This is a genomic window from Stutzerimonas stutzeri SDM-LAC, assembly GCF_000235745.1.
Lineage (GTDB): Bacteria > Pseudomonadota > Gammaproteobacteria > Pseudomonadales > Pseudomonadaceae > Stutzerimonas > Stutzerimonas stutzeri_H.
This window is the reverse complement of sequence record NZ_AGSX01000094.1, coordinates 1-26,094: the sequence shown is the minus strand read 5'-3', so window position 1 is coordinate 26,094 and position 26,094 is coordinate 1. Positions and strand designations below refer to the sequence as shown.

At 60.5% G+C, this 26,094-nt stretch carries 25 protein-coding genes; 8 read left to right on the top strand and 17 right to left on the bottom strand.

The features are described from left to right. The first annotated feature begins 11 nt into the window (after nucleotides 1-11). From PSTU_RS0110270 to PSTU_RS0110260, 3 genes are all read left to right on the top strand, one after another. Complete coding sequence (locus tag PSTU_RS0110270) at nucleotides 12-2,045, top strand: TRAP transporter permease (protein WP_019340942.1); 2,034 nt, start codon at nucleotides 12-14, stop codon at nucleotides 2,043-2,045. After that, entirely contained in the window at nucleotides 2,042-2,443 is a 402-nt protein-coding gene (locus PSTU_RS0110265) for a DUF1850 domain-containing protein (protein WP_019340941.1), read from the top strand. The genes PSTU_RS0110270 and PSTU_RS0110265 overlap by 4 nt, the downstream gene beginning before the upstream one ends. Nucleotides 2,444-2,745: 302 nt before the next feature. Continuing rightward, complete coding sequence (locus PSTU_RS0110260; protein WP_019340940.1) at nucleotides 2,746-3,270, top strand: DUF3617 domain-containing protein; 525 nt, start codon at nucleotides 2,746-2,748, stop codon at nucleotides 3,268-3,270. 38 nt (nucleotides 3,271-3,308) lie between these two features. Here the strand turns inward: PSTU_RS0110260 and PSTU_RS0110255 are convergent, their stop codons facing one another. Continuing rightward, a complete protein-coding gene (locus tag PSTU_RS0110255) occupies nucleotides 3,309-3,662 on the bottom strand; it encodes a hypothetical protein (RefSeq protein ID WP_029404714.1) in 354 nt (117 codons plus the stop codon). A 91-nt stretch (nucleotides 3,663-3,753) separates the two neighbouring features. Here PSTU_RS0110255 and PSTU_RS0110250 point away from each other — a divergent pair, with 91 nt between their 5' ends. Continuing rightward, entirely contained in the window at nucleotides 3,754-4,728 is a 975-nt protein-coding gene (locus PSTU_RS0110250) for a CobW family GTP-binding protein (RefSeq protein ID WP_019340938.1), read from the top strand. A gap of 6 nt (nucleotides 4,729-4,734) precedes the next feature. Here the strand turns inward: PSTU_RS0110250 and PSTU_RS0110245 are convergent, their stop codons facing one another. Next, entirely contained in the window at nucleotides 4,735-5,109 is a 375-nt protein-coding gene (locus PSTU_RS0110245; RefSeq protein ID WP_029404713.1) for a DUF3301 domain-containing protein, read from the bottom strand. Between the two features lie 85 nt (nucleotides 5,110-5,194). After that, nucleotides 5,195-5,602 carry an SMI1/KNR4 family protein gene (locus PSTU_RS0110240; protein WP_019340936.1) on the bottom strand — a complete coding sequence of 136 codons (408 nt, stop codon included), beginning with the start codon at nucleotides 5,600-5,602 and terminating at the stop codon, nucleotides 5,195-5,197. Between the two features lie 211 nt (nucleotides 5,603-5,813). On the opposite strand from PSTU_RS0110240, the gene PSTU_RS0110235 reads away from it, so the two are divergent. The 4 genes from PSTU_RS0110235 to PSTU_RS0110220 all read left to right on the top strand — a co-directional run bounded on the left by PSTU_RS0110235 (nucleotide 5,814) and on the right by PSTU_RS0110220 (nucleotide 11,581). Beyond that, the gene (locus PSTU_RS0110235; protein WP_019340935.1) at nucleotides 5,814-8,072 is read left to right on the top strand and encodes an ATP-binding protein; all 2,259 of its coding nucleotides are present in this window, start codon (nucleotides 5,814-5,816) and stop codon (nucleotides 8,070-8,072) included. 13 nt (nucleotides 8,073-8,085) lie between these two features. Beyond that, nucleotides 8,086-8,571, top strand: coding sequence for a response regulator (locus PSTU_RS0110230; protein ID WP_019340934.1), 486 nt, complete (start codon nucleotides 8,086-8,088; stop codon nucleotides 8,569-8,571). A gap of 68 nt (nucleotides 8,572-8,639) precedes the next feature. Further along, nucleotides 8,640-11,039: a hybrid sensor histidine kinase/response regulator gene (locus PSTU_RS0110225; RefSeq protein WP_019340933.1), complete on the top strand. Its 2,400-nt coding sequence runs from the start codon at nucleotides 8,640-8,642 to the stop codon at nucleotides 11,037-11,039. Next, complete coding sequence (locus PSTU_RS0110220; RefSeq protein ID WP_019340932.1) at nucleotides 11,039-11,581, top strand: biliverdin-producing heme oxygenase; 543 nt, start codon at nucleotides 11,039-11,041, stop codon at nucleotides 11,579-11,581. The genes PSTU_RS0110225 and PSTU_RS0110220 overlap by 1 nt, the downstream gene beginning before the upstream one ends. A gap of 50 nt (nucleotides 11,582-11,631) precedes the next feature. Here the strand turns inward: PSTU_RS0110220 and glmS are convergent, their stop codons facing one another. From glmS to PSTU_RS0110150, 14 genes are all read right to left on the bottom strand, one after another. Further along, entirely contained in the window at nucleotides 11,632-13,482 is a 1,851-nt protein-coding gene (glmS, locus tag PSTU_RS0110215) for a glutamine--fructose-6-phosphate transaminase (isomerizing) (RefSeq protein WP_019340931.1), read from the bottom strand. 2 nt (nucleotides 13,483-13,484) lie between these two features. Beyond that, nucleotides 13,485-14,267 (bottom strand): DeoR/GlpR family DNA-binding transcription regulator, encoded by a 783-nt coding sequence (locus PSTU_RS0110210; RefSeq protein ID WP_019340930.1) that lies wholly within the window; start codon nucleotides 14,265-14,267, stop codon nucleotides 13,485-13,487. 75 nt (nucleotides 14,268-14,342) lie between these two features. Continuing rightward, nucleotides 14,343-16,490 (bottom strand): methyl-accepting chemotaxis protein, encoded by a 2,148-nt coding sequence (locus tag PSTU_RS0110205; protein WP_019340929.1) that lies wholly within the window; start codon nucleotides 16,488-16,490, stop codon nucleotides 14,343-14,345. 108 nt (nucleotides 16,491-16,598) lie between these two features. Beyond that, nucleotides 16,599-17,963: a bifunctional UDP-N-acetylglucosamine diphosphorylase/glucosamine-1-phosphate N-acetyltransferase GlmU gene (gene glmU / locus PSTU_RS0110200; RefSeq protein WP_019340928.1), complete on the bottom strand. Its 1,365-nt coding sequence runs from the start codon at nucleotides 17,961-17,963 to the stop codon at nucleotides 16,599-16,601. A gap of 122 nt (nucleotides 17,964-18,085) precedes the next feature. Next, on the bottom strand, nucleotides 18,086-18,514 hold the full coding sequence (locus tag PSTU_RS0110195; protein ID WP_019340927.1) for a F0F1 ATP synthase subunit epsilon: 429 nt from the start codon (nucleotides 18,512-18,514) through the stop codon (nucleotides 18,086-18,088). An 80-nt stretch (nucleotides 18,515-18,594) separates the two neighbouring features. Beyond that, entirely contained in the window at nucleotides 18,595-19,971 is a 1,377-nt protein-coding gene (gene atpD / locus PSTU_RS0110190) for a F0F1 ATP synthase subunit beta (protein ID WP_019340926.1), read from the bottom strand. A 30-nt stretch (nucleotides 19,972-20,001) separates the two neighbouring features. Beyond that, nucleotides 20,002-20,865, bottom strand: a complete 864-nt coding sequence (gene atpG, locus PSTU_RS0110185) for a F0F1 ATP synthase subunit gamma (protein WP_019340925.1) — start codon at nucleotides 20,863-20,865, stop codon at nucleotides 20,002-20,004. 50 nt (nucleotides 20,866-20,915) lie between these two features. Further along, entirely contained in the window at nucleotides 20,916-22,460 is a 1,545-nt protein-coding gene (gene atpA, locus PSTU_RS0110180; protein ID WP_019340924.1) for a F0F1 ATP synthase subunit alpha, read from the bottom strand. Between the two features lie 15 nt (nucleotides 22,461-22,475). Then, on the bottom strand, nucleotides 22,476-23,012 hold the full coding sequence (locus PSTU_RS0110175; protein WP_019340923.1) for a F0F1 ATP synthase subunit delta: 537 nt from the start codon (nucleotides 23,010-23,012) through the stop codon (nucleotides 22,476-22,478). Nucleotides 23,013-23,024: 12 nt separating this feature from the next. After that, on the bottom strand, nucleotides 23,025-23,495 hold the full coding sequence (locus PSTU_RS0110170) for a F0F1 ATP synthase subunit B (RefSeq protein ID WP_019340922.1): 471 nt from the start codon (nucleotides 23,493-23,495) through the stop codon (nucleotides 23,025-23,027). Between the two features lie 93 nt (nucleotides 23,496-23,588). Next, nucleotides 23,589-23,816 carry a F0F1 ATP synthase subunit C gene (atpE, locus tag PSTU_RS0110165; protein WP_019340921.1) on the bottom strand — a complete coding sequence of 76 codons (228 nt, stop codon included), beginning with the start codon at nucleotides 23,814-23,816 and terminating at the stop codon, nucleotides 23,589-23,591. Between the two features lie 69 nt (nucleotides 23,817-23,885). After that, complete coding sequence (gene atpB / locus PSTU_RS0110160; protein WP_019340920.1) at nucleotides 23,886-24,758, bottom strand: F0F1 ATP synthase subunit A; 873 nt, start codon at nucleotides 24,756-24,758, stop codon at nucleotides 23,886-23,888. Nucleotides 24,759-24,772: 14 nt separating this feature from the next. Next, nucleotides 24,773-25,171 (bottom strand): F0F1 ATP synthase subunit I, encoded by a 399-nt coding sequence (locus tag PSTU_RS0110155; protein ID WP_080571200.1) that lies wholly within the window; start codon nucleotides 25,169-25,171, stop codon nucleotides 24,773-24,775. A gap of 135 nt (nucleotides 25,172-25,306) precedes the next feature. Beyond that, nucleotides 25,307-26,094: ParB/RepB/Spo0J family partition protein (locus PSTU_RS0110150; protein WP_019340918.1), on the bottom strand; the 788-nt coding region annotated here is incomplete at its 5' end.

Below are 26,094 nucleotides of genomic sequence, written 5' to 3'. Positions count from 1 at the left end.
CGAGGCATTTCATGAGCGAACTACAACAAGAACAAGGCTTGACGGGCAGTGCAGGCGATTGGCCAAAGGCACTGTTTTATGTGGCCCTGCTGTTTTCCACTTACCAGATCGTCATGGCGGCGTTTCACCCGGTATCGAGCCAGGTGCTGCGAGCAGGGCATGTCGGTTTTCTGTTGATGGTCGTTTTTCTGTATTTCCCCGCCGCGGGCAAAGGCCGCCCCTGGCAGCCGCTGGCTTGGGTTCTGGCGCTGGCCGGCATGGGCACGGCGTTCTACCAGTGGTATTTCGAAGCTGACCTGATCCAGCGCTCCGGCGATCTCACGACCCTCGATTTCGCTGTCGGCGTCCTGCTGATCACGCTGGTGTTCGAAGCTGCTCGCCGCGTCATGGGCATCGCCCTGCCGATCATCTGCGCCACGTTTCTTGCCTACGGCCTGCTCGGCCAGTATCTGCCCGGTGATCTGGCGCACCGTGGCTACGCCGTCGATCAGATGGTCAACCAGCTCGCCTTTGGCACCGAAGGCCTGTACGGCACTCCGACGTACGTTTCGGCGACCTACATCTTCCTGTTCATTCTGTTCGGTGCTTTCCTCGAACAGGCGGGCATGATCAAGCTGTTCACCGACTTCGCGATGGGCCTGTTCGGCCACAAGCTGGGCGGCCCGGCAAAGGTGTCGGTGGTGTCTTCGGCATTGATGGGCACCATCACCGGTTCCGGTGTGGCCAACGTCGTAACCACCGGCCAGTTCACCATCCCGCTGATGAAGCGCTTCGGCTACAAGGCCGCCTTTGCCGGCGGTGTCGAAGCGACCTCCTCGATGGGCAGCCAGATGATGCCGCCGGTGATGGGTGCCGTGGCCTTCATCATGGCTGAAACCATCAACGTGCCTTTCATCGAGGTCGCCAAGGCCGCACTGATTCCGGCCCTGCTCTACTTCGGGTCGGTGTTCTGGATGGTTCATCTGGAAGCCAAGCGCGCCAATCTGAAAGGCCTGCCGAAGGAGGAATGCCCGAGCGCAATGGCCGCGGTCAAGCAGCGCTGGTACCTGCTGATTCCGCTGGGTGTACTGGTCTATCTGCTGTTTTCCGGGCGCACGCCGCTGTTCTCCGGAATGGTCGGCCTGGCCCTGACAGCCATCGTCATCCTTGGCTCGGCAATCATCCTCAAGGTCTCGTCATTTGGCTTGCGCATCGCCTTCTGGATCGCCTTGGGCGTGCTCTGCGCCGGTTTCTTCCAACTCGGCATCGGGGTGATCTTCGCAGTCATTGCCGTGCTGGTAGCGGTCTGCTGGTTCATCAAGGGCGGCCGCGACACCCTGGTGGTCTGCCTGCATGCGCTGGTCGAAGGCGCGCGCCATGCGGTGCCGGTGGGCATCGCCTGCGCCTTGGTCGGCGTGATCATCGGCGTGGTGTCGCTGACCGGCGTGGCCTCGACCTTTGCCGGCTACATCCTGGCCGTCGGCGAAAACAACCTGTTCCTCTCGCTGCTGCTGACCATGGCCACCTGCCTGGTATTGGGCATGGGCATTCCGACCATCCCCAACTACATCATCACCAGCTCCATCGCCGCACCAGCGCTGCTGGATCTCGGCGTACCGCTGCTCGTCTCGCACATGTTCGTGTTCTATTTCGGCATCCTCGCCGACCTCACACCGCCCGTCGCATTGGCCTGCTTTGCTGCGGCACCAATCGCCAAGGAGACCGGGCTGAAGATCAGCATGTGGGCGGTGCGAATCGCCGTTGCCGGCTTCGTGGTGCCGTTCATGGCGGTCTACAACCCTTCGCTGATGATGCAGGGCGAGAGTCTGTGGATGACCGCCTACATGGTGATAAAGGCAGCCTTCGCCATTGGTTTGTGGGGCGTCGCCTCGATTGGCTATCTGCAGCGGCCATTGGCCTGGTGGGAACGCGTGCTCGGTTTTGCCGCCGGTGCGACGCTGATCATGGCCATGCCGATCACCGATGAAATCGGCTTCGGTATCGGCATCCTGCTGCTGGCGCAACACATCGTGCGCGCCCGCCGGGCCGGCCCGGTACTGGCGTGATCGGTCTTTGTCTGGGACTGGCCGGGGTGGTGTGGGCAGAGGTGCCCACCGCCGATTTCACCCTGGCCTGGAATCACACCATCGAGAAGATCCGCTGGGAGGAGGATTACCGCGTCACGCCGGAGGGGCTGGTGCTCGGCGAAGCGCGGGTCAAGGGCTCGGGCGCCGGGATGGAAATTCCGGATGACGCCGAACTGCGTGACGGCACCTGGCACTACCAGCGCCAGATGCCGCTGTTACAACCCTTGCGAGTGGGGCGAACCCCCGAAGCAGGGGACTACCAACTGTGTTTCAACCAGCGTTGCCACGCCTTGAGCGAATGGCTCGGTCCGCCAAAAGCGGAGCAGCCCGCGCTGGAACTCTGGAGCTGCGCCGCCTCGGCGGTCAGCTCCTCCTAATTCCGTGTGAGGCTTGCGTTAGGGCCGCATACATCGCCCGGCGGATCGGTGAAGTGTGTCCGCCGTTAGCAGGACGTCTTGACGCGCTCGGGATCACGTCGCGGTAGATCGGTACGGTTGATACCAGCGAAACCGCCGGCTTGCCTCTCTGTTCGGGCAGGTTCATGGCGATGCTGCTGACCACTACCGGCGTGAGCAGCCACAGCCGCGATCCGCCTGCCCGAGGCACGCTGCTGTCCGTTCGGTCTTTTGTCGCCCGGCTCGTCTAGGCTCAACTAAAAGATCGATTTACGAGGCAGCACATGAAACACATCGCCGCGCTGACCGCTACGGCACTGCTGATAGGCGTATGGCCAGCCAATGCGGAGGCTTTATTGCCTGGGCTATGGGAGTTCTCCAGCGACAACATCGAGGTGAACGGCATGCAAATGCCCGGCGTCGCGGAGATGATCGAACAGATGGACAGCCTGCCGCCCGATCAGAACAAAATGATGGAGGACATGCTCGCCGCACAAGGCGTCGAACTCGGCGCCAACGGCATGCGTATCTGCCTGAGTGAGGCGCAGGTGAAATCTCGCAAACTGCCCTTCCAGGACGAACCGGGATGCAGCCAAACGATCACCGAGCAGACCCCTAGCCGCTGGTCATTTACCTTTGAGTGTCCGGACGCGAAGGGCCGCGGTGAGACTCGGCTGATTAGCGAGCGTGAGGTGGCGAGTTCGATTGAAAGTGAATACCGGGTCGGTAGCCAACAAGGCAGCAGCCGCATGCAATCGCAAGGAAAGTGGCTCAGCGCAGACTGCGGCGGCCTGGAACCGCGAAGCTAAACGCGAGGTTTCACGTGGAACCTCGCGTTTAGGCCGCTCTATTCCGAAACCCACTCGCCGCCGCTGGTTTGTTCGCACGCAGGCTGCAGAAAGCGTGCATCGCTGGCGACACCGTAATAAAAAATGTCCTGCCGATAGGGCATGTTGGACACCTGCGCATTGCGGCAGATACCGAAGGCGCCGCTTGGGCACTGCTCAACGAAGGTAACTTCGACCTTCTGATCCTTAAGCTGGGGCTGGCAAAAGCCTGATCGGAACAGCTCGGCCGGAATCGTGCGGTTCTGCTGGCAAAGCTTCACCTCGATCCGCTCATCCTGGCTGTGAATAATGCAGCCCTCCGCCCACGCCTGCCCCACGCTCCCCAGCAACAGCAGAAAACACATTGAACGCATCGATCGCCACCCTTGATCTGGCCGCCGCGACTCTAGCATGCAGCCATGAAAACCGCTTTCAACCTGCTCACCGAAAACGCACCATGTCGCGATGTTGAATCAGATACCCACCCACGTGATTTGTGGCCCTCTCGGCGCCGGCAAGACCAGCCTGATTCGTTCTTTGCTGGCGCAGAAACCTGCAGCCGAGCGCTGGGCGGTGCTCATCAACGAGTTTGGCCAGATCGGGCTCGACGCCGCATTACTGAGCACCGACGACGCAGGGGTCAGCCTGGCCGAGATCGCCGGCGGCTGCCTGTGCTGCGTCAATGGCGTGCCGTTCCAGGTCGGTTTGGGCCGTTTGCTGCGCAGGGCAACGCCGGATCGACTGCTGATCGAACCCTCTGGACTCGGCCACCCAACCGAGCTGTTGGCGCAACTTGTCACGCCACCCTGGCGCGACGTGCTGGCGCTTCAGCCTGCCGTCAGCGTGCTGGACGCCGCCGCACTTGCTCGTGGAGAGCCGTTGCCGCACAGCCAGCAGCAGGCGCTCAAGCACTGCGGCCTGGCAGTGCTGAACAAAAGCGAAACGCTTGATCAGGTGCAACGTCAACGCGTGGCAGCCCGTTTGCCGTCGTTAATCCTGCACTGGACGCAACAGGGCGAGCTGCCGATTTCCGAGCTGCCCGGTATCGACAAACGCGCCGGTGACGACGTCGATCGACCCATACCGGACCCCGCGGCCTCCACACCACTCGCGATGTCCGGTGCGGTCTGGCTGGATCCGCAACAGCCGTTCTGCCAGAGCCAGGGCAACGCAGACGGCTGGAGCATTGGCTGGCGTTGGCACCCAAGCCAGCGTTTCGATCTAGCGCTGGTTACACGATGGCTCAGCGGATTGAGCTGGCGCCGGGCAAAACTGGTGCTCCACACCGCAGATGGCTGGCGGTCGGCCAATGCGGTGGCCGCGGAGGCGCTGGCATTCAAACCCAGCGAATGGCGGAAAGACTCCAGGTTGGAGCTGATCTTCGCCGAGCCACAGGACGATAAGCAGCTGACCGCCGACATGCAGGCCTGCCGTCAGTAATCAGGTTCAATCGTCCCGCCGTCGCCAATCGTCGATCTGAATGACTTGCCCTGAATCAGGTGGTGTGCGGAAGGGGTGCGCATCCATTTCAATCGGGCCCGGCCGGGCGCCGAACATGACGATGCTGCCCTGATGACGCTGCTCGCCGGTCACGGTGAACTCGAAACCGTAGACCCGTGCGAAACGACGTTGCCCTCGCCCATCGCGCAACAGCCCCAGCCGGCGAAACGCGACGTTGCCGTCAAGCAGTGCGACATCCATCTTTTCGCAATGGCGCCGTACCGTTGCCAGCGCTCGCTCGCGGATGCCATGGGAATGCCAAAGCCAGGCCGCCGCCGTCATCAGCAAGAGTAAAATAAACAGATTGCCGAGGGTTATCATCCGCAGTGCGTCCTGCGCCAGCCTAACGAGAGCGACTCGCATCGACCCGACGCTGCCGGCGTCAGCCATACGTCAGCCACGCGGCTCAACTTTCCAGCCAGACGTCACGCGCCCAATGCCAGACCGTCTCCCAACTCTGGTCTGTCATCTCATGCTCGCTACCATCGAACAGCATGACTTCCCCTTCCAGGTCGACGACATAAAAATCAGGACCGTCCTGACAGATCGGCAACAGATCGCGCTCGACACCGGCATCCCACGCGTTGGCCGCTACTTCCGGCAAATAAGTGTGCGATTGCGGGTCGGCAGCGGTTACCGGCTCCAACCGGCCATACACCACGTCACTGACGGTCAGCAGGAATTCGCGCAGGCCGAACGGCAAGTTGATCAGCAATTCCTCTTCGACTTCGACCAACCGGTCATCGTCAGGCAGCTCCAGCGGTACCGGCACCGGTTCGTTGAGTTCACGCAGTTGTTCGATCACCTCTTCCATGGCAGGCCCCCTTTCGGTCATCAGGAAATGCGCCGTTTATACAAGCCCTCGCATTGGCTAGCCAGTACCAGTCGCGCTAAAGTGGCGGCCGCACGAAAAAACGGCGTTTCTCACGCCTTGCAAACGCAGCGCCGCAGGCACCAACCTGGACAACAGCCGCACGGATGCCGGCTCGTAGCGCTCAGTCGCTCGAGCCTGACGAGGAGATAACGTGGCATCCACCGTAGAACAACAACGGCTCGCGGAGGCTTACGCCCAATGCGGTGAAGAGCCCATCCATATCCCCGGCAGTATCCAACCCCATGGCTTTCTGCTGGTGCTTGACGAGCCGCAGCTGACCATCATCCAAGCCAGTGAGAACGTTTCGAAGTGGCTCGGCGTCAATGCCCAAGCCTTGCTCGGCCGCCCTTTGACCGACCTCATCGGCGAGTGCGGCTTTGCCGATCGCTTGGCCACCCTGGCCGAGGATGACCACAATCCGTTTCATCTAAGGGATATCAGCTTCACGCTGCCGGATCGCACCGATCGTCCCTCGTTTGCCTTGATGGCTCACCGCTTTGCTGGGCAACTGATCGTCGAATTTGAATCCGCAGGCAGCTCCGGCCAAGCCTACGATACGCTTTATCCACTGATGCGCACCTTTGTTGTGCAGCTCCAGGAGGCGCAGGAGCTCGAGCTCATTTGTCAGCTGGCCGTGCGCGAGGTCAAGCGCATCACTGGCTTCGGCCGGGTCAAGGCATACCGTTTCGATGCACAAGGCAACGGTCTGGTGCTGGCCGAAAATGCTGACGAGGGTTATCCGCGCTACCTCGGGCTGTGCTTTCCGGCCACAGACATTCCGCCACAGGCACGCCAGCTTTATAAGAGCAACCTGATCCGGGTGATTCAGGACGCGAACTACCAGCCCTCCCCGCTGGCTCCGCCGCTCAATCCGAACACAGGGAAACCGCTGGACCTGAGCTTCGCCTCGCTTCGCAGCGTGTCGCCCGTCCATCTGCAATACATGCGCAACATGGGCACCCTCGCCTCCATGTCGATTTCCATCGTCATTCGCGACCAGCTCTGGGGCATGATTTCCTGCCATAACGCCTCGCCGCGCGCGGTGAGCTACCAGACCCGCACGGCCTGCGAGCTGCTGGGGCGAATTCTTTCGTTGCAGATCGAGGCCAAGGAAGGTGCGGTACTGGCTCAACGCAAGCTGGAACTGCGGCGGCAGATCGTCGAGCTGCTTTCGGCGATGGCTGATCGCGACAGCGTCATCGAAGGCTTCAAAAGTCTGCCCTCGGTAGCGCTTGCGTTTGCCGGCGCTACTGGCGCTGCGATCGTTTCCGGGGAAAGTCACGAAACGGTCGGTGAGACGCCGCCGCCCGAGCTGCTGACCCGTTTGACGTTGTGGCTGTCGCAGGAGCATGAGCGGCTGTCGTTCAGCACCGATTGCGTCTCGCGCGATATCGCCGCTATTCCGGAACTGGCCGAGCACTGTGCCGGCCTGTTGGCGGTATCGATTTCGCGCCTGCACCCGCACTACCTGCTGTGGTTCCGCCCGGAACAGATCAAGACGGTGAACTGGGCAGGCCAGGCGGATAAGCAGAGTGACGCGCACGGCCGTTTGTCACCGCGCGACAGCTTCGAAAGCTGGCGCGAGACCGTCCGTGGCTACGCCGAGCCCTGGCAGCAGGTCGAACTGGAAGGCGCCCTCGAGCTGCGTACCGCCGTGCTCGGCATCGTGCTGCGCAAGGCCGAGGAAATGGCGCAGCTTGCTGGGGAGCTACGCGAAAGCAACAAGGAGCTGGAGTCATTTTCCTACAGCGTTTCGCATGATCTGCGCGCCCCGCTGCGGCACATCGCCGGCTATACGGAACTGCTGGGCGAGCTTGAAGGCAGCAAGCTCAGCGAACGCGGCTTGCGTTTTCTCGACAACATTGGTGACGCGGCTCGGTTCGCAGGCACGCTCGTCGACAACCTGCTGAGTTTTTCCCAGATGGGCCGCGCCGCGCTACGCCTGTCTGACGTGAACCTCTATGCGTTGGTCGAATCCATTCGTCAGGAGATGGCTCCGGACTGCGAGGGCCGGCAGATAGAATGGCAGGTCCATCCGATGCCGATTGTGGTAGCGGATGCCGCCTTCATTCATATGGCCCTGCGCAACCTGGTCTCCAACGCGATCAAGTACAGCCGCAAACGCGAGCTCGCGGTCATCGAGATCGGCGCCGAAGAGCGGCCCGAAGAAATTATCGTCTACGTCCGTGACAACGGTGTGGGCTTCAACATGCAGTACGCCAACAAGCTGTTCGGTGTGTTTCAGCGCTTGCACCGAATGGAAGAATTCGAGGGCACCGGCATCGGTCTGGCCAGTGTGCGCCGGATCATCGAGCGCCACGATGGTCAGGTGTGGGCCAACGGTGAGGTCGGCCAGGGCGCAACTTTCTTCTTTTCGCTGCCCAGACTCAGCTACGCGTCATCCATTTAGTACGGGACCCTAAATGCTCAAACCCATTCTGTTGGTCGAGGATGATCCTCACGACCTGGAGCTGACACTGGTCGCGCTTGAGCGCAGCCAGTTGGCCAATGAGGTGATCGTCATGCGTGACGGTGCCGAGGCGCTCGACTACCTGCTACGTCGTGAAGATTATGCAAGCCGCGCCGGTGGCAACCCGGCCGTGCTTCTTCTCGACCTCAAGCTGCCCAAGGTGGATGGCCTGGAAGTGCTCAAGACCGTACGTGAGACCGCCGAGCTGCGCAGTATTCCCGTGGTCATGCTGACCTCTTCGCGCGAAGAGCCCGATCTGGCAAAAGCCTATGAACTCGGGGTGAACGCTTACGTCGTCAAGCCGGTCGAATTTCGGGATTTCGTGGCGGCCATTTCGGATTTGGGGATTTTTTGGGCGGTGCTCAACGAACCGCCACCGGGCTCGTTTCGGCTGAAGCGCCAACGCCGCGACCGTCCAGACGACGACACCCGTGACTGAGAAGCCTGCGCTTCATACGATCTCAACTGAACCACGACACGCCGTGCGACTCCCGCGACAGGATGGTTATGCCGCCGAAAACTACTATCAGCGTCCTGTTCGTCGAAGACAGCCCGCACGATGCCGAACTGGCATTGCTGACCCTCGAGCGGTGTGGTTACACCATCGACACGGAGATCGTCTTCGACCGCGCAGGCGTCGTCGAAGCCTTGCAGCGTCGGCGCTTCGACCTGATTCTTTCGGATTACATCCTGCCAGGCTATTCCGGTAGCCAGGCGTTGCAGGAAGCCAGACAGCTGGCCCCTGACACACCCTTCATCTTCCTATCCGGCGTATTCGGAGAGGAACATGCCGTCAACATGATGCGCTCCGGCGCCATCGACTATGTGCTCAAGCAAAACCTCGGATTCCTGCCCAAGGCCGTCGAGCGTGCCCTTAGCGAAGTCCAGGAGCGCCGAGGCCGCCTGCGCGCCGAAGAAGCCCTGCGGGAAGTGGAGGTGCGCGCTCGTCTGGCGATCGATGCTGCCGGCCTGGGCATGTGGGATTACGAGCCGGAGAGCGGCACGATGATCCTTGATCGACGCTGCCGCGCAATGTTCGGTCTGGCAGACGATGTGCCCGTCAATATTCGTGAGTTCGAAGCGCTCTGCCATCCGGACGATTTGCAGCGCATCCGCGAAGAGATTTGGGCCACCCTCTCCTACGCCGACGACAAGGAGTTCACTGTCGATTACCGGATTCTGCTCGACGACGGGCAGGTGCGTTGGGTGGAAGTCCGTGGCCAAGGCTTCTTCGAAGACGGAACAGGCAAACGTTTCATTGGCGTGGTGATGGATGTCACCGAACAAAAGCAGGCCACCGAGGCGCTCAAGCGGATGAATGAGACGCTTGGCGAGCGCGTCGAGGCGCGTACCCGCGAGCGCGACCGCACGTGGGAATTGTCGCGCGACCTGCTCGTGGTGATGCGCTTCGATACGACGGTCGTCGCCCTCAACCCCGTCTGGGAAACCACCCTCGGCTGGCCCCGTAAACAACTGGTGGATCAACCTCTGTGGTCCTTGGTGCATCCCGATGACCTCAGTGCAACGCTCGAGGAAACCGCTCGCATTCGCCAGGGCGATGTGACCGATCGCTTCATCAACCGCATGCAGCACAGCGACGGTGGTTATCGCTGGTTCTCCTGGACGGCCGCGCCTGAAGGCGATCGGATGTATGCCGCCGGGCGAGACATCACCAGTGAAATCGCAGCGGTCGACCGGCTCGCCGCCGCGAACCGCGAGCTGACCGAGCAGATCAAAGAACGCGAGCGCATTGAAGCCACTCTGCAGCAGATGCAGCGTCTCGAAGCCGTCGGCCAGCTCACCGCCGGGGTTGCCCACGACTTCAACAACCTACTGACCGTCATACTCACCAGCGCCAGCTTCCTCAAGAACGACCTTGAGCGAGGCGCACCGATCACCAAATCACTCAGCCGCCTGCAATACATCCAGGAATCCGGCGAGCGTGGCGCAACCCTGACCAGCCAATTGCTGGCCTTCGCCCGCCGCCAACAACTGGCTCCTAAAGCGGTAGATCTCAACGACACACTGGTGGGTCTGCTCAGCCTCTTGCACAGCACGCTCGGCGGCGCCGTCACCATCGAGACCGATACCCGCGCCGGGCTCTGGCATGCGTTGGTCGACCCAACCCAGATCGAGATGATCATCCTCAACCTGGCGATCAATGCCCGCGATGCCATGGGCTCCAGCGGTACGCTGACCCTCAGTACGGCCAATGCAGTAGTCGACACCTCCCCTCTGCGCGCCGAAGAGCCCGTTCCCGGCGAGTACGTTGTCCTGTCCGTCACCGACACGGGCACAGGCATGAGCGATGAGGTTCTGCAGAAGGCATTCGAACCTTTCTTCACTACAAAAGAGGTGGGCAAAGGTTCGGGACTCGGATTGGCACAGGTGTTTGGCTTCGCCAAGCAGTCAGGTGGCGGCGCACGAATCGAAACAAACCTGGGTGTCGGCACGACGGTGAAGGTCTACCTGCCCCGCGTGATGGCACCGGAACTGCCGACCGGTACGCCCGAGCCCGATCACAGCACGCCCATCGGCGACGCGTCCCACACGGTGCTACTGGTCGACGACGATAACAGCGTGCGAGAAGTAACCGCACAGATGTTAGGCAACCTCGGATACCTGGTCATCCAGGCAGACAGTGGCCAGGCGGCATTGGACCTGCTGCAGGATGGCGCAAGCGTGGACCTGCTATTGGCCGATTTCGCCATGCCGGGCATGAATGGCGGCGAACTGGCACGCGCTGTCCTGTCGCGTTATCCAAAGCTGCCTGTGGTATTCGTCACCGGTTATGCCGAGCTCGGTGAACTCGGCATGGGTACCTCGACGATTATTCAGAAGCCGTTCCGCGAAGAGCATCTGGCTGCAAAGCTCAACATGGCCCTTAAAGAAAGTGTGCCGGCCTGATGGAGTCGCTCCGTTCTCGCCTGCGAGCGGCTACCGCACCGCACCATCAGCGCGTCGATGCCGCCTTTTCTGCGTTCCCGCTGGAGCAAATCGACGGCTACCGTGACTTTCTTCGAGCACATGCCCAGGTCGTTGAACCGCTGGAAGTCGCGCTCGAAGCATCCAGGATCGAAGCCATGGTCGGCGATTGGCCGCAGCGTCAACGACGCCACGCGCTGTCTGCGGATCTGGCGGAGCTGGAAGGCCGGCCACCGGTAACGGAATCAATCCCCTATCCACTTCGGCCTGGCTGGTGTTTGGGCGCGGCCTACGTCATTGAAGGGTCACGGTTAGGCGGGCGCGTGCTGGCTAAACGCGTCGCCAGCGGCAACCCCAGCGCGCCGTTGCGCTATCTCGCTGGTCACGGCACGACGCCGTCATGGGCGGCTTTCCTCGAGCAGCTCGAGCGGCACGGTAAAACCCACCCGTGGGAGGATGTGCGGGCCGGCGCGATGGATACCTTCGAACGCTTCCTCGCTGCCGCAAAAACCCAACGTCCATAACGAAGAAAAACCCTTTCGGGCTTTTCGTCTGACTTCAACCGCTGTCGCCTTTATTCCACCGTCACACTCTTGGCCAAGTTGCGGGGCTGATCGACATCGGTTCCGCGCAGCACCGCGACGTAGTAGGAGAGCAGCTGCAACGGCAGGGTATAGAGGATCGGGGCCAGCACATCGTGAATGTGCGGCATGCTCACGATGAAGGTGCCCTCGCCGTTTTCGATGCCGGCTTCTCGGTCGGCAAATACGATCAGCTCGCCGCCCCGGGCACGGACCTCCTGCAGGTTGGACTTGAGCTTTTCCAGCAGCTCGTTGTTAGGCGCCACCGTCACCACCGGCATGTCCGCATCAACCAGCGCCAACGGGCCATGCTTGAGCTCACCGGCTGGATACGCTTCGGCATGGATGTAGGAGATCTCTTTAAGCTTGAGCGCGCCTTCCATCGCCACCGGATACTGCGCGCCACGGCCCAGAAACAGCGTGTGATGCTTCTCGGCGAAGTGCTCGGAGATTTTCTCGACGGTGGTATCCATTGCCAGCGCCTCGCCCAAACGGGTCGGCAGTCGGCGCAGCTCGTCGATCAACTCCGCTTCCAGTGCCGGGGCCAAGGTGCCGCGCACTTGCCCTAACGACAGCGTCAGCAGCAGAAGGCCGACCAGCTGCGTGGTAAAGGCCTTGGTCGAAGCCACCCCAATTTCGGGCCCGGCCTGGGTCAGCAGGGTCAGGTCGGACTCGCGCACCAATGAGCTGATCCCAACGTTGCAGATCGCCAGGCTGGCGAGATAGCGTCCCTCCTCGTCCGTACGCGCCTTGGCGTTGCGCAGCGCCGCGAGCGAATCGGCGGTCTCGCCGGACTGAGAAATGGTCACGAACAGGGTGTTGGGCTGCACCACCACCTTGCGGTAGCGGAACTCACTGGCGACCTCGACCTGGCAAGGGATGCCAGCCAGTTCTTCCAACCAGTAACGGGCCACCATACCGGCGTGGTAGCTGGTGCCGCAGGCGACGATCTGCACGTTACGCACCTTGGCAAACAACTCGGCAGCCTGCGGCCCGAACGCCTGCACCAGCACCTGATGCTCTCCGAGGCGGCCTTCAAGGGTGCGCTGCACAACCTTGGGCTGCTCGTGAATTTCCTTGAGCATGAAGTGGCGGTACTCGCCCTTGTCAGCGGCTTCGGCGCCCTCGTGGTACTGCACGCTTTCGCGGTCAACCGGCTGACCATTCACATCCCAGATCTGTACGCTCTCGCGGCGGATCTCGGCGATGTCACCTTCTTCCAGGTACATGAAACGGTCGGTTACCTGGCGCAAGGCCAGCTGATCGGACGCGAGAAAGTTCTCGCCCATTCCGAGACCAATAACCAGCGGGCTGCCGCTGCGCGCGGCGAGCAGGCGATCCGGTTGCTTGGCGCTGACCACCGCCAGACCGTAAGCGCCATGCAGCTCCTTGACCGCCGCCTTGAGCGCGACAGTCAGATCGCCGAGCTCGTCGAGCTTGTGGCGCAGCAGGTGGACAATGACCTCCGTGTCAGTGTCGGAGACGAAAACGTAGCCCAGACCCTTCAATTCATGGCGCAAGGCTTCGTGGTTCTCGATGATGCCGTTATGCACAACGGCCAGATCTTCACCGGAAAAATGCGGGTGTGCGTTGCGCTCGCAGGGTGCGCCGTGGGTGGCCCAGCGGGTATGAGCGATGCCCAGGCGACCGTTCAGCTGTTCCTGCTGTTGCGCCTGTTCCAGCTCGGCGACCTTGCCAGAACGGCGCAGACGATTGAGCGAGCCATGGCCATCCAGCACCGCAATACCGGCGCTGTCGTAGCCGCGGTATTCGAGCCGCTTGAGGCCTTCAAGCAGGATTGGAGTAATGTTACGTTCGGCGACGGCGCCAACAATGCCACACATGTTCAGGTCTCCAGATGGGTTTCGACGGCCGCGCAGATCAGCTTGACGCCGCGGGCCTGAATGCTTAAACGCGCCTCGGCGGTGAGGCGATCGTCCGTTATGAGGGTCTGAATGTCGGCCCAGGGCAATTCCAGATTGGGTATGCGTCGGCCAATCTTGTCGGACTCGGCGAGCACGATGACCTCGCGCGCCACTTCAGCCATGACGCGCGACAGGCCGAGCAATTCGTTGAATGTCGTGGTGCCACGCTGCAAGTCGATGCCGTCGGCGCCGATGAACAGCTGATCGAAATCGTAGGAACGCAGCACCTGCTCGGCCACCTGCCCCTGGAAAGACTCGGAATGCGGGTCCCAGGTGCCGCCGGTCATCAGTAGCGTGGGTTCGTGTTCCAGCTCGCGCAGGGCGTTGACCACACCCAGCGAATTGGTCATGACCAACAGGCCGTGCTTGTGGCCCAGTTCGGGAATCATCGCGGCCGTGGTTGTGCCGCTGTCGATGATGATGCGGGCGTGCTCGCGGATGCAGCTAACGGCCGCTCGAGCGATGGCTTGCTTCCAGGGCGAGACGGGCTGGGCGCTGTCGCCAATCAGCTCCTGCGGCAAGGGCACCGCACCACCGTAACGGCGCAACAGAAGACCGTTTTTTTCCAGCGCAGCGAGGTCCTTGCGTATGGTGACCTCGGACGTCTCGAAACGCTTGGACAGCTCATCGACGCTCACTTCGCCTTGCGCATTGAGCAAGGCGAGAATGGCGTGGCGTCGTTGCGGTGTGTTGCGTTTCGACATTGCTTAAGTTTCGATTCGAAAGATAATTCGCGAATCAAAACTTATCTTGCCGCCCTCGTCAACCGCCGTGAGGCGTCAAACGCGGAAATAGCCCATGAGACTCTGCTGATGGTTCGCCAGCTGGTTCAGCGCCTGGCTGACCCGCGCAGATTCATCCGCCTGTCCGGAAAGCGATTCAGTAACGTCCCGTATCCCCGCCACATTACGGTTGATTTCCTCAGCGACCGCGCTCTGCTCCTCAGCGGCGCTGGCAATCTGTAGATTCATGTCGGAAATCACCGCCACCGCATCCCCAATCTTACGCAACGCCGCGACAGCATTGCCCACTTGGTCGACGCTGCCCTGAGCCTGACTACGGCTGCCCTGCATGGCTGTTACCACATCGCGGGTGCCGCTCTGCAGGCGCTCGATAACCTGGCGGATCTCTTCAATGGACTCCTGGGTGCGCCGGGCCAGGCTGCGCACTTCATCAGCCACGACGGCGAATCCACGCCCGGCTTCGCCAGCCCGTGCCGCCTCGATCGCCGCGTTAAGGGCCAGCAGATTGGTCTGTTCGGCAATCGCGCGAATCACCTCGAGTACCGATCCAATCTGCTCGCTGCTGGCTGCCAGACTCTCCACTTGAGTCATGGCACGGTTGAGCTCATCCGCCAGACTGCCAATGCTTTGCGTGGTGTTGTCGATCACGCTAAGCCCCTCGTGGGTGGCCTGGTCCGCGTCCCGTGCCGCTTCAGCGGCTTGCGCGGCGTTGCGCGCGACGTCTTGCGCAGTAGCGCTCATTTCCTGCGACGCCGTCGCGACCTGATCGACCTCGCGGAATTGCTGCTGCATGCCGGCGCTGGTCTGGCTGGCGATAGCAGCCGACTGGTCAGCACTACTGCGCGCGTCCTGTACCGAGCGCTTCACATCTGCAATGGTCGGCTGCAGCTTGTCGAGGAAGCGGTTGAACCATCCCGCCAGGGCTCCGAGCTCATCATCACGGCTGTATTCCAACCGGCGCGTGAGATCGCCTTCGCCACTGGCGATGTCCTTGAGCATCGCGGCCACACCTTCGATTGGCCGGGTGACGCCTCGTGCAGTCAGCCACATCAGCACAAGACCCACCAAACCCGCGCCAAGCCCGATCGCCAGCGCAATGATGCTGTCCTGCCGGCTCTCCTGTTGCAGTGTCTGTTCGAGGCGCAACGCCGGACTTAGGAGCACTTTGCGCGGTACTTCCAGCAGTACACCCCAAGGCGCCAGCTCAGGGATCGGCTGTACGGGCTGTAAAACTCTCAGCATCTCGCCGTCTTCAAGCATGGCGAGCCGGCCGGCATCGACCGCGCGAGCGATGGTCTCGCTTTCATCGCCAAAGGCGGCGCTGAGCGGCTTGCCCAGCAGCCCGGCATCACGACTGTGCCCACCTAAAAGCTTCGCAGGGCTGATGACGCTTAGCTGGCCTTCGCCTTGGTAAAGTTCCTGATGGGCCTGTTCGCTCAGTTGCTGAAGCGAGGCAAGACTGATGTCCACGCCCACGACACCGATGACCTTGCCGTTGTCGATAAGCGGAAACGCGACACTCGTCATGAGCAGCGGCTTGCCCTCTACCTCGTCGAAATAGGGATCCAGAAGACAGATTCGCGCGCTGTCGCGCGGGCAGCTGTACCAGGCGTTATAGGGCGCGCCACTGATACCGGGCGTGGTATCCGCTATCTCCGACTCGGCCATGGTTTCAGCGCTGAGCTCGCCGGGTGTGCGTTGTGACCAATACAGCGAGAAACGCCCGGTGTCATTTCCGCCCATCTCCGGGTTGCCGATGAACATGCCGTCCTTGTCATCCAGCGCATCCGTCTCGAACACCACGTAGAGCCCGATGAGAGACGGATTGGCCCGCAACGCCGTTTGAATTTGATGGTGAAGGTCTTCGCGGAGTTCGAACGCATTGGACATCCGTTCTATGGACTGCTCGCGCAACGACAGCACTTGCCTCGCAAACCCCAGACCATACTGATAGGCGTCGTTGAATTGCCGCTCGATGCGCAGAGCCTGGGACAATCCACGTGCTTGCAGGTTATTGCGTGCCGACTCCTCGAGCATTGCGCTGCTCGAGGCGTTGACCAGCGCGACAGTCTGATGCGACTGATAAAGCGATGCGCTGACCAGCAAACCGACGATCAGCAGCAGGCATAAGCCTGCCAGCAGGGTGAGCTTCCACTGGATAGACAGGCGGTTCAGGGAGGGCATGGTGGCGTCCTGTGTGGTTATGCCCTTCTATCGACCAAACCCGCGATCACTTGAGTACCGCTGGTAAGAACACGACTCGCCCGAGCACAGGGCGAGCTTCAGTAGGCGCTACTTGCGGGCTTTTTCTGGTCGCTTCCAGCCACTTATCAGTGCCTGGCGAGCACGCCCCAGCGCCAGCGTGCCGGCTGGCACATCAGCCGTGATAACCGAGCCCGCACCCGTTGTCGCTCCATCACCCAGCGTCACCGGCGCCACCAGCGAACTATTCGACCCTATGAAGACATCTTCACCCATGACCGTACGGGACTTGTTGGCTCCATCGTAGTTGCAGGTGATGGTGCCGGCGCCGATATTGGTTCGCGCGCCGATTTCCGCATCGCCCAGATACGCCAGATGGCCGGCTTTCGCGCCCTCTCCCAGGTGCGAGTTTTTCACTTCAACGAAGTTACCCACATGCGCCCTTTCCCCCAGCACAGCGCCCGGACGCAGACGTGCAAACGGCCCACAATCAGCGCCCTCGCCCAGCTCCGCGCCTTCCAGATGGGAGTTGGCCTTGACCACCGCTCCGCGACGCAGGGTGCTATTACGAATCACGCAGTTCGGTCCGATCTCGACGTCATCCTCGATCACGACTCTGCCTTCGAGGATCACATTGACGTCGATCAGCACATCACGGCCAACGGTAACCTCGCCACGCAGGTCGAAGCGGGCCGGATCGCGCAATGTCACGCCTTGAGCCATCAAGCGGCGCGCAGCACGCTGCTGATAATGCCGCTCGAGATCGGCCAATTGGATGCGGTCGTTGGCGCCCTGTACTTCCATGGCATGCTGCGGCTGTTCAGTGGCCACCGTCAGACCATCAGCCACAGCCATGGCGATGACGTCGGTCAGGTAGTACTCACCTTGGGCATTGCTATTGGACAACCTTCCCAGCCAATCGCCGAGCCGCTCGCCCGGCACTGCAAGAATTCCGGTATTGCCTTCGCTGATCTGCTTCTGCTCGGCGGTCGCATCCTTGTGCTCGACGATCGCCTGAACCACGCCCTGTTCATCCCGGACAATGCGGCCGTAACCGGTCGGGTCGTCCAGACTCACGGTGAGCAGCGCCAGTTGCTGCGATCCGACTTTATGCAGAAGACGATCCAGCGTTGCTGTCTCGATCAGCGGTACGTCGCCGTAAAGAATCAGCACCCGTTCGGCTGTGAGGGCCGGTAGCGCCTGAGCCACGGCGTGTCCGGTACCCAGCTGCTCGGCCTGCACGACGAAATTCAGATCATCCGCCGCCAACCGCTCACGTACCAGCTCGGCGCCATGGCCAATCACCACATGGATGGCCTTTGGTTTAAGGCCACGAGCGGTGTCGATGACGTGACCGAGCATCGATTGTCCGGCGACCGGATGAAGCACTTTGGGCAAGGCTGAACGCATGCGCGTGCCCTGACCGGCAGCGAGAATGACGATATCGAGAGACATGGCAGATCCTGAACAATCGTGACCCTGCGGGCCGACGTGAGAAGTTGATATCGGAATACGGAAAAAGAAAAAGGGTAGCCAAGGCTACCCTTTTACTCGTGCGCGATGAAGCCGTTAACGGATCAACCGCGGCCGTACTTCTTGCGCATCGCCTCGATGGTCCGCAGCTGGGCTGCAGCCTCGGCAAGGCGCGCAGCAGCAGAGCCGTAGTCGAACTCGGCACCTTTCTCGTGCAACGCTTTTTCGGCGGCTGTAACAGCAGCTTTCGCCGCCGCCTCGTCCAGGTCCTTCGCGCGAGTAGCGGTATCGGCAAGTACCTTCACCATGTTCGGCTGGACTTCAATGAAGCCGCCGGAAATGTAGAAGATTTCCTCACCGCCGCCCTGCTTGATCACTCGCACCGGACCGGGCTTGAGGTCGGTCAGCAGTGGAGCGTGGCCCGGCAGGATACCCAGATCACCCAGGTGACCATGAGCGACAACCATCTCCACCAGCCCCGAGAACAGCTCTTCTTCCGCACTGACGATGTCACAGTGGACTGTCATAGCCATACTTATGCCTCGGTAATGAGCCCTGCCGCAAGCACATGCCGCCAGCAGAGCTTATTGGCGCCCGCGAACGGGCGCGCCAGTTACAGTTTGTTGGCTTTTTCGATGGCTTCGTCGATACCGCCAACCATGTAGAACGCCTGCTCCGGCAGGTGATCGTAATCACCGTTGAGGATGCCGGCGAAGCCACGGATGGTTTCTTTCAGCGAAACGTACTTGCCTGGCGAACCGGTGAAGACTTCGGCCACGAAGAACGGCTGGGACAGGAAGCGCTGGATCTTACGAGCGCGGGATACCAGCTGCTTGTCGGCTTCGGACAGTTCGTCCATGCCGAGAATCGCGATGATGTCCTTCAGTTCCTTGTAACGCTGCAGCACGTACTGAACGCCGCGAGCAGTGTCGTAGTGCTCTTGACCAATCACGTTGGCATCCAGCTGACGCGAAGTGGAGTCGAGCGGATCGACCGCCGGGTAGATACCCAGGGATGCGATATCACGCGACAGAACCACGGTAGCGTCGAGGTGGGCGAAGGTGGTCGCCGGGCTCGGGTCGGTCAAGTCGTCCGCAGGAACGTAAACGGCCTGAACGGAGGTGATCGAACCGCTCTTGGTGGAGGTGATGCGCTCCTGTAGAACACCCATTTCCTCAGCCAGCGTCGGCTGATAACCCACCGCGGACGGCATACGACCCAGCAGCGCCGATACTTCGGTACCGGCCAGGGTGTAGCGGTAGATGTTGTCGACGAACAGCAGAACGTCCTTGCCTTCGTCACGGAACTTCTCGGCCATGGTCAGGCCGGTCAGTGCCACGCGCAGACGGTTTCCTGGTGGCTCGTTCATCTGGCCGTAGACCAGAGCAACCTTGTCCAGAACGTTGGAGTCCTTCATCTCGTGATAGAAGTCGTTACCTTCACGAGTCCGCTCACCCACACCGGCGAACACGGAATAACCGCTGTGTTCCATGGCGATGTTACGGATCAGCTCCATCATGTTTACGGTCTTGCCCACACCGGCGCCACCGAACAGACCGACCTTACCGCCCTTGGCGAACGGGCAGACCAGGTCGATAACCTTGATGCCGGTTTCCAGCAGCTCGTTGCCGCCCGCCTGTTCGGCATAGCTCGGCGCAGCGCGGTGGATACCCCAGCGCTCTTCTTCACCGATCGGACCGGCTTCGTCGATGGGGTTACCCAGGACGTCCATGATCCGGCCCAGTGTGGCGGTGCCCACCGGTACGGAGATGGCAGCGCCAGTGTTGCTGACGTCCAGGCCACGCTTGAGGCCTTCGGTCGAGCCCATGGCGATGGTACGGACAATGCCGTCGCCCAGCTGCTGCTGGACTTCCAGGGTGGTTTCGGCGCCTGTGACTTTCAGCGCGTCATAAATGTTCGGTACCAGATCGCGCGGAAATTCCACGTCGATAACGGCGCCGATGATTTGAACGATACGTCCGCTACTCATGTTTGGTTCCTCTGAATATTTGAACCGTTCTTAAACCGCGGCAGCGCCGCCGACGATTTCCGAAATTTCCTGGGTGATCGCAGCCTGACGGGCCTTGTTGTAGACCAGTTGCAGGTCGCTGATCAGCTCACCGGCGTTGTCGGTTGCGTTCTTCATGGCGATCATCCGGGCAGCCTGTTCGGCGGCACCGTTTTCGACCACGGCCTGGTAGACCTGGGATTCGACGTAGCGAACCAGCAGCGCATCGAGCAACAAGCGAGCGTCGGGTTCGTACAAATAGTCCCACTTACCTTTCGGCGCGGCCTGATCGTCACTCGCGGCCAACGGTAGCAACTGGGCTACGGTCGGCTTCTGCGTCATGGTGTTGATGAACTTGTTCGACACCAGGTAGAGACGGTCCAGACGGCCTTGATCGAAAGCGTCCAACATGACCTTGACGCTGCCGATCAGATCATTGATCGACGGCTCTTCACCAAGCCCGTTGACCGCCGCGACCACGTTGCCGCCAAAGCTGCGGAAAAAGCTCGCACCCTTGTTACCGATCACGCACAAGTCGGCTTCGACTTTACTGTCGTGCCATTCCTTCATGTTCTTGATCAGCGCCTTGAACAGGTTGGTGTTCAAGCCGCCGCACAGGCCACGATCGGACGAGACGACGATGTAGCCGACACGCTTGACCGAACGCTCAACCATGAACGGGTGACGGTATTCCGGGTTGGTGTTGGCCAAATGGCCAATCACCTGCTGGATCCGCTCCGCATAAGGACGGCTGGCAGCCATGCGCATCTGTGCCTTGCGCATCTTGCTGACCGCCACCTTTTCCATGGCGCTGGTGATCTTCTGCGTGCTTTTGATGCTCGCAATCTTGCTGCGAATCTCTTTTGCGCCTGCCATTTGACACCTATCGGGTTAGCAAGCGGGAGCCCTGCGGCTCCCGCTGCGGCTTACCAGGATTGGGTGGCCTTGAACGACTCGATACCGGCCTTGATGCCCGCGTCGATTTCGTCGTTGAAGTCGCCCTTCACGTTGATCTTGTCCAGCAGAGCAGCATGCTCATGATGGAAATAGGCAATCAACGCCTGCTCGAAGGCACCAACCTTGGCTACTTCGATGTCCTGCAGGAAGCCACGCTCGGCTGCGTACAGGGACACCGCCATGTCGGCAATGGACATCGGCGCGTACTGCTTCTGCTTCATCAGCTCGGTGACACGCTGACCATGCTCGAGCTGCTTGCGGGTCGCTTCATCCAGATCAGAGGCGAACTGGGCGAACGCCGCCAGTTCACGGTACTGAGCCAGCGCGGTACGAATACCACCGGACAGCTTCTTGATGATCTTGGTCTGCGCTGCGCCACCAACACGTGATACCGAGATACCGGCGTTGACGGCCGGACGGATGCCTGCGTTGAACATCGATGATTCGAGGAAGATCTGACCGTCGGTGATGGAAATCACGTTGGTCGGAACGAACGCGGAAACGTCACCCGCCTGGGTCTCGATGATCGGCAGAGCGGTCAGGGAACCGGTCTTGCCAGTCACGGCGCCATTGGTGAACTTCTCGACATATTCTTCGGATACGCGCGAAGCACGCTCCAGCAGACGGCTGTGGAGATAGAACACGTCGCCCGGGTAGGCTTCGCGTCCTGGTGGACGACGCAGCAGCAGGGAAATCTGGCGATAGGCAACAGCCTGCTTGGACAGGTCGTCGTAAACGATCAGCGCGTCTTCGCCGCGGTCACGGAAGTACTCGCCCATGGTGCAGCCGGCATACGGAGCCAGGAACTGCAGCGCAGCGGATTCCGAAGCCGAAGCGGCAACGATGATGGTGTTGGCCAGGGCACCGTGCTGTTCCAGCTTGCGCACTACGTTAGCGATGGTCGACTGCTTCTGACCGATGGCGACGTAGACGCACTTGATGCCGCTGTTGCGCTGGTTGATGATCGCGTCGATGGCCAGAGCCGTCTTACCGATCTGACGGTCACCAATGATCAGCTCGCGCTGACCACGACCGACCGGGATCATGGCGTCGACCGACTTGTAGCCGGTCTGTACCGGCTGGTCGACCGACTTACGCCAGATCACACCAGGGGCGACCTTTTCAACCGCGTCAGTCGCCTGCGCGTTGACCGGGCCTTTGCCGTCTACCGGGTTGCCCAATGCATCGACGACGCGACCCAGCAGCTCCGGACCTACCGGAACTTCCAGTACGCGACCGGTGCACTTGGCGCTCATGCCTTCGGTCAGGCTTTGGTAGGCGCCCAATACCACGGCACCTACGGAGTCCTGTTCCAGGTTCAGAGCCATACCGAAGACGCCGCCAGGGAATTCGATCATCTCCCCGTACATGACGTCGGCCAGGCCGTAAATGCGAACGATACCGTCGGAAACACTGACGATGGTGCCTTCGTTACGCGCTTGGGCAGACACGTCGGAACTACCGATGCGCTGCTTTATGATTTCACTAATCTCGGAAGGATTCAGTTGCTGCATGCCACGACCCTCAAATCAGGATTTCAACGATTCGGCCAACTGGCTCAGTTTGCCGCGGACCGAACCATCGACAACCACATCGCCGGCGCGGATAACAACGCCGCCGATCAGCGCAGGGTTCACGACCTGCTGGGGGTTGACGGTACGATCTAGCCGCTTCGACAGGGCGGCAGCCAAGGTTTGGAGTTGCGCAGGTGTCAGCTCGAAGGCTGTCTGCACTTCAACGTCGAGTGTCTTTTCAGCTTCAGCCTTGAGCTCCTCGAACAGCTCCCGAATGGTCGGCAACACGTCCAGGCGATCGTTATCGCCCAGCGTGGTAACGAAGTTTCGGAAAGCCTCATCGATGTCGCTACCAAACAGCTGAACCAGCGTCTTGACCTTGCTTTCGCTGGTAAGACGCGGGTTCTTGAGCAGTTCGGCAACATGGGGAACGTCAACGGCGACCGCAGCCAGGCTCAACATGCCCGACCAGGCATCAATCCGGCCAGCAGAACTGGCGAATTCGAAAGCGGCCTTTGCATAGGGCCGAGCAAGCGTCTGGGTATTGATCATCGCTTGCCTCGCTTAGAGTTGGGAGGCCAGTTTTTCGACCAGATCGTTGTGCGCCTTGGCGTCCACCTGGGACTCCAGGATCTTCTCCGCACCCATGACAGCCAAAACGGCTACCTGGTTACGCAGTTGCTCCTTGGCACGATTCACTTCCTGCTCGATTTCGGCGCGGGCGCCGGCTACCAGTCGCTCGCCTTCGACGCGCGCCTGTTGCTTGGCATCCTCAACGATGGCGTTGGCCTGCTTGTTGGCTTGCTCAAGGATCTGGGCAGCTTGCCCCTTGGTCTCGCGGAGGGTGTTGGACACCTTTTCCTGAGCCAACTTTAGGTCTTGCTGCGCACGGCCTGCGGCGTCCAGCCCTTCAGCAATTTTCTTCTGGCGTTCTTGCATGGCCTTGGTGATGGGCGGCCATACGTACTTCATGCAGAACCAGACGAAAATAGCGAAAGCGAACGTTTGACCGAACAGCGTCAAGTTAATGTTCACAGCGATATACCTCGTGCTATCTCGTTCGACGCGGTTGTCAATTCCACGGCAACGGGGCTCGCCAGGCGAACCCCATCAGGAACCGGAAAAGTCTTAAGCAGCGACAACGAAGATGAGGTACATCGCGATACCAACACCGATCATCGGTACGGCGTCGAGCAGACCGGCCATCAGGAAGGTCTTGGTTTGCAGCTGAGGAGCCAGCTCGGGTTGACGAGCAGTGGATTCCAGCAGCTTGCCGCCCAGCAGGGCAAAGCCGATGCCAGTGCCCAGGGCACCCAGACCGATCATGATAGAGGCGGCGATGTAGACGAGTTCCATGTAAAGCTCCTGAAGCTAAGGGTTAAGGTTTTCTTGGGTAAAGCAAAACAGAATGAACCGGTTCAGCGGTTACGGTGTGAGTTCGGCATGACCGTGATCTTCATGCGCAGAGCTCAGGTACACCACGGTCAGAACCATGAAAATGAACGCCTGCAGCGGGATCACCAGAATATGGAAGATCGCCCAGGGCACATTCAGGGTCCACTGTACGTAGAACGGCAGCAGCGCGATAAGGATGAACACCACCTCACCGGCATACATGTTGCCGAACAGACGCAGAGCAAGGCTCAGCGGCTTAGTCAGCAGACCGAGGATTTCGAGGAACAGGTTGAACGGGACGAGCGACCAATGATTGAACGGCGTGAATGCCAATTCTTTGGTGAAACCGCCGAAGCCCTTGACCTTGAAACTGTAGAACAGGATCAGGATAAACACGCCGAGCGACAGGCCGAAGGTACCGTTCGGGTCGGCTGTCGGGACGATCTTAAAGTACGGCAGACCCAGCATGCCCGCCAGACCCGGGATGTAATCGACTGGAATCCACTTCAGGCTGTTCATCAAGAACACCCAGACGAAAATGGTCAGTGCCAATGGAGCAATCAGTGCATTGCGGCCATGGAAGGTGTCTTTCACCACGCCTTCAACGAACTCGACGCACATCTCGACGAAATTTTGCAGGCGGCCTGGAATACCGGCCGTAGCGCCCTTGGCTGCCATGCGGAAGACCAGGATGAAGACCAGACCCATGAACAGCGACCATCCGAGCGTGTCGAGATGGACGGCCATGAAACCCATGTCACGCGCTTCTAGGCCTGATTGAGCAATGGTCCAGCCAGCCTGATCAACGACTGAGCCGTCTGCACGCACGTAACCTTCCGGCAGTTTTCCGTAGGTCAGATTCTGCAGGTGATGCTGGATGTATTCCGCCGGGGTACTCGCCATAAACGCCTCAGTGCTCAATGCTTCGGATTAGTTTTCATCAGCAGGAGGGCGCTCGCTCCAGCGCCAAGAACCAACAAATAACCGACGAACAAGGCTGCCGGTTGCAGCGGCTTCACTCCCACAAACACCAGCGCAAAAAGCGCTGCTGCCAGAATCTGTTTACCCATTTCACCAGCCCAAAGGGACTGCACGATGGCTCTAGCCGATCTTGCGCCAAAATAGCGAAACGCCTTGAAGGCGAAGTACAGATTAGCCAGTAACGCAATCAGGCCGCCCAGCAATCCCGAATAGCCGGCGACAATACCAAAAAGCAAGCCGCACGCGACGCCAGCGCCTAACGCAACAATCGCCTGTACGGCTAACACACGTACTACAGGCAACCGATGGAGAGGTGTCTTGTTGCGTATATTCACCGTGCATCCATCGCCAAAAATCGTTCGCCGTTCAGCTTGACCGCAGTCAAAAAAAGCGCCGCGAGTATAGGAGCAGCCCATCCTGCGTTCAACCGTCAGGTAGCACTTTCTGACGGGCACTACATAAACTTTGTATCAGCGGATGTGCGCAAGCACACCCTGCAGCTCATCCAGCGAACTGTAACGGATCACCAGCTGGCCCTTGCCCTTTTCGCCGTGCTTGATTTGCACAGGCGAGCCCAGGCGCTCAGCCAGACGCTGTTCCAGACGAACGATGTCAGGGTCACTTTTCGGCTCAGTCTTGGCGTTTTCCGGTTTGCTCAACCATTGCCTGACCAGCGCTTCGGTCTGCCGTACGGTCAGGCCGCGTGCGACAACGTGCCGCGCGCCTTCGACCTGCTGATCGGCCGGAAGCCCGAGCAATGCCCGAGCGTGGCCCATTTCCAGATCGCCATGCGAGAGAAGCGTCTTGATCTCCTCCGGCAGTGCAATCAGACGCAGCAGGTTGCTAATGGTCACACGTGATTTACCGACCGCGTCCGCGACCTGCTGCTGTGTCAGCTGAAACTCCTGCTGCAGTCGCTGGAGCGCAACGGCTTCCTCGATGGGACTGAGATCCTCGCGCTGGATGTTCTCGATCAACGCCATGGCGATGGCAGCTTCATCGGAAACATCCCGGACCATAGCCGGAATCCGGTCCAGGCCAGCCTGCTGGCTGGCACGCCAGCGCCGCTCCCCGGCGATGATTTCATAGCGGCCAACGCCGATCGAGCGAACCACAATCGGCTGCATCACGCCCTGAGTACGAATCGAGTTGGCCAGTTCGTCGAGCGTAACCGGATCGATATCACCGCGCGGCTGGTACTTGCCCCGCTGAATCACATCAAGCGGCAACTGCTGCAGCTCATGCACATCGGCGTGGG

What these genes read in the sequence shown, in the direction of transcription:
- PSTU_RS0110270 (WP_019340942.1), top strand. Translation starts at nt 12, where the DNA reads ATGAGCGAACTACAACAAGAACAAGGCTTGACGGGCAGTGCAGGCGAT.
- PSTU_RS0110260 (WP_019340940.1), top strand. Translation starts at nt 2,746, where the DNA reads ATGAAACACATCGCCGCGCTGACCGCTACGGCACTGCTGATAGGCGTA.
- PSTU_RS0110255 (WP_029404714.1), bottom strand. Translation starts at nt 3,662, where the DNA reads ATGCGTTCAATGTGTTTTCTGCTGTTGCTGGGGAGCGTGGGGCAGGCG.
- PSTU_RS0110250 (WP_019340938.1), top strand. Translation starts at nt 3,754, where the DNA reads ATGTTGAATCAGATACCCACCCACGTGATTTGTGGCCCTCTCGGCGCC.
- PSTU_RS0110245 (WP_029404713.1), bottom strand. Translation starts at nt 5,109, where the DNA reads ATGATAACCCTCGGCAATCTGTTTATTTTACTCTTGCTGATGACGGCG.
- PSTU_RS0110240 (WP_019340936.1), bottom strand. Translation starts at nt 5,602, where the DNA reads ATGGAAGAGGTGATCGAACAACTGCGTGAACTCAACGAACCGGTGCCG.
- PSTU_RS0110230 (WP_019340934.1), top strand. Translation starts at nt 8,086, where the DNA reads ATGCTCAAACCCATTCTGTTGGTCGAGGATGATCCTCACGACCTGGAG.
- PSTU_RS0110225 (WP_019340933.1), top strand. Translation starts at nt 8,640, where the DNA reads ATGCCGCCGAAAACTACTATCAGCGTCCTGTTCGTCGAAGACAGCCCG.
- PSTU_RS0110220 (WP_019340932.1), top strand. Translation starts at nt 11,039, where the DNA reads ATGGAGTCGCTCCGTTCTCGCCTGCGAGCGGCTACCGCACCGCACCAT.
- glmS (WP_019340931.1), bottom strand. Translation starts at nt 13,482, where the DNA reads ATGTGTGGCATTGTTGGCGCCGTCGCCGAACGTAACATTACTCCAATC.
- PSTU_RS0110210 (WP_019340930.1), bottom strand. Translation starts at nt 14,267, where the DNA reads ATGTCGAAACGCAACACACCGCAACGACGCCACGCCATTCTCGCCTTG.
- PSTU_RS0110205 (WP_019340929.1), bottom strand. Translation starts at nt 16,490, where the DNA reads ATGCCCTCCCTGAACCGCCTGTCTATCCAGTGGAAGCTCACCCTGCTG.
- glmU (WP_019340928.1), bottom strand. Translation starts at nt 17,963, where the DNA reads ATGTCTCTCGATATCGTCATTCTCGCTGCCGGTCAGGGCACGCGCATG.
- PSTU_RS0110195 (WP_019340927.1), bottom strand. Translation starts at nt 18,514, where the DNA reads ATGGCTATGACAGTCCACTGTGACATCGTCAGTGCGGAAGAAGAGCTG.
- atpD (WP_019340926.1), bottom strand. Translation starts at nt 19,971, where the DNA reads ATGAGTAGCGGACGTATCGTTCAAATCATCGGCGCCGTTATCGACGTG.
- atpG (WP_019340925.1), bottom strand. Translation starts at nt 20,865, where the DNA reads ATGGCAGGCGCAAAAGAGATTCGCAGCAAGATTGCGAGCATCAAAAGC.
- atpA (WP_019340924.1), bottom strand. Translation starts at nt 22,460, where the DNA reads ATGCAGCAACTGAATCCTTCCGAGATTAGTGAAATCATAAAGCAGCGC.
- PSTU_RS0110175 (WP_019340923.1), bottom strand. Translation starts at nt 23,012, where the DNA reads ATGATCAATACCCAGACGCTTGCTCGGCCCTATGCAAAGGCCGCTTTC.
- atpE (WP_019340921.1), bottom strand. Translation starts at nt 23,816, where the DNA reads ATGGAACTCGTCTACATCGCCGCCTCTATCATGATCGGTCTGGGTGCC.
- atpB (WP_019340920.1), bottom strand. Translation starts at nt 24,758, where the DNA reads ATGGCGAGTACCCCGGCGGAATACATCCAGCATCACCTGCAGAATCTG.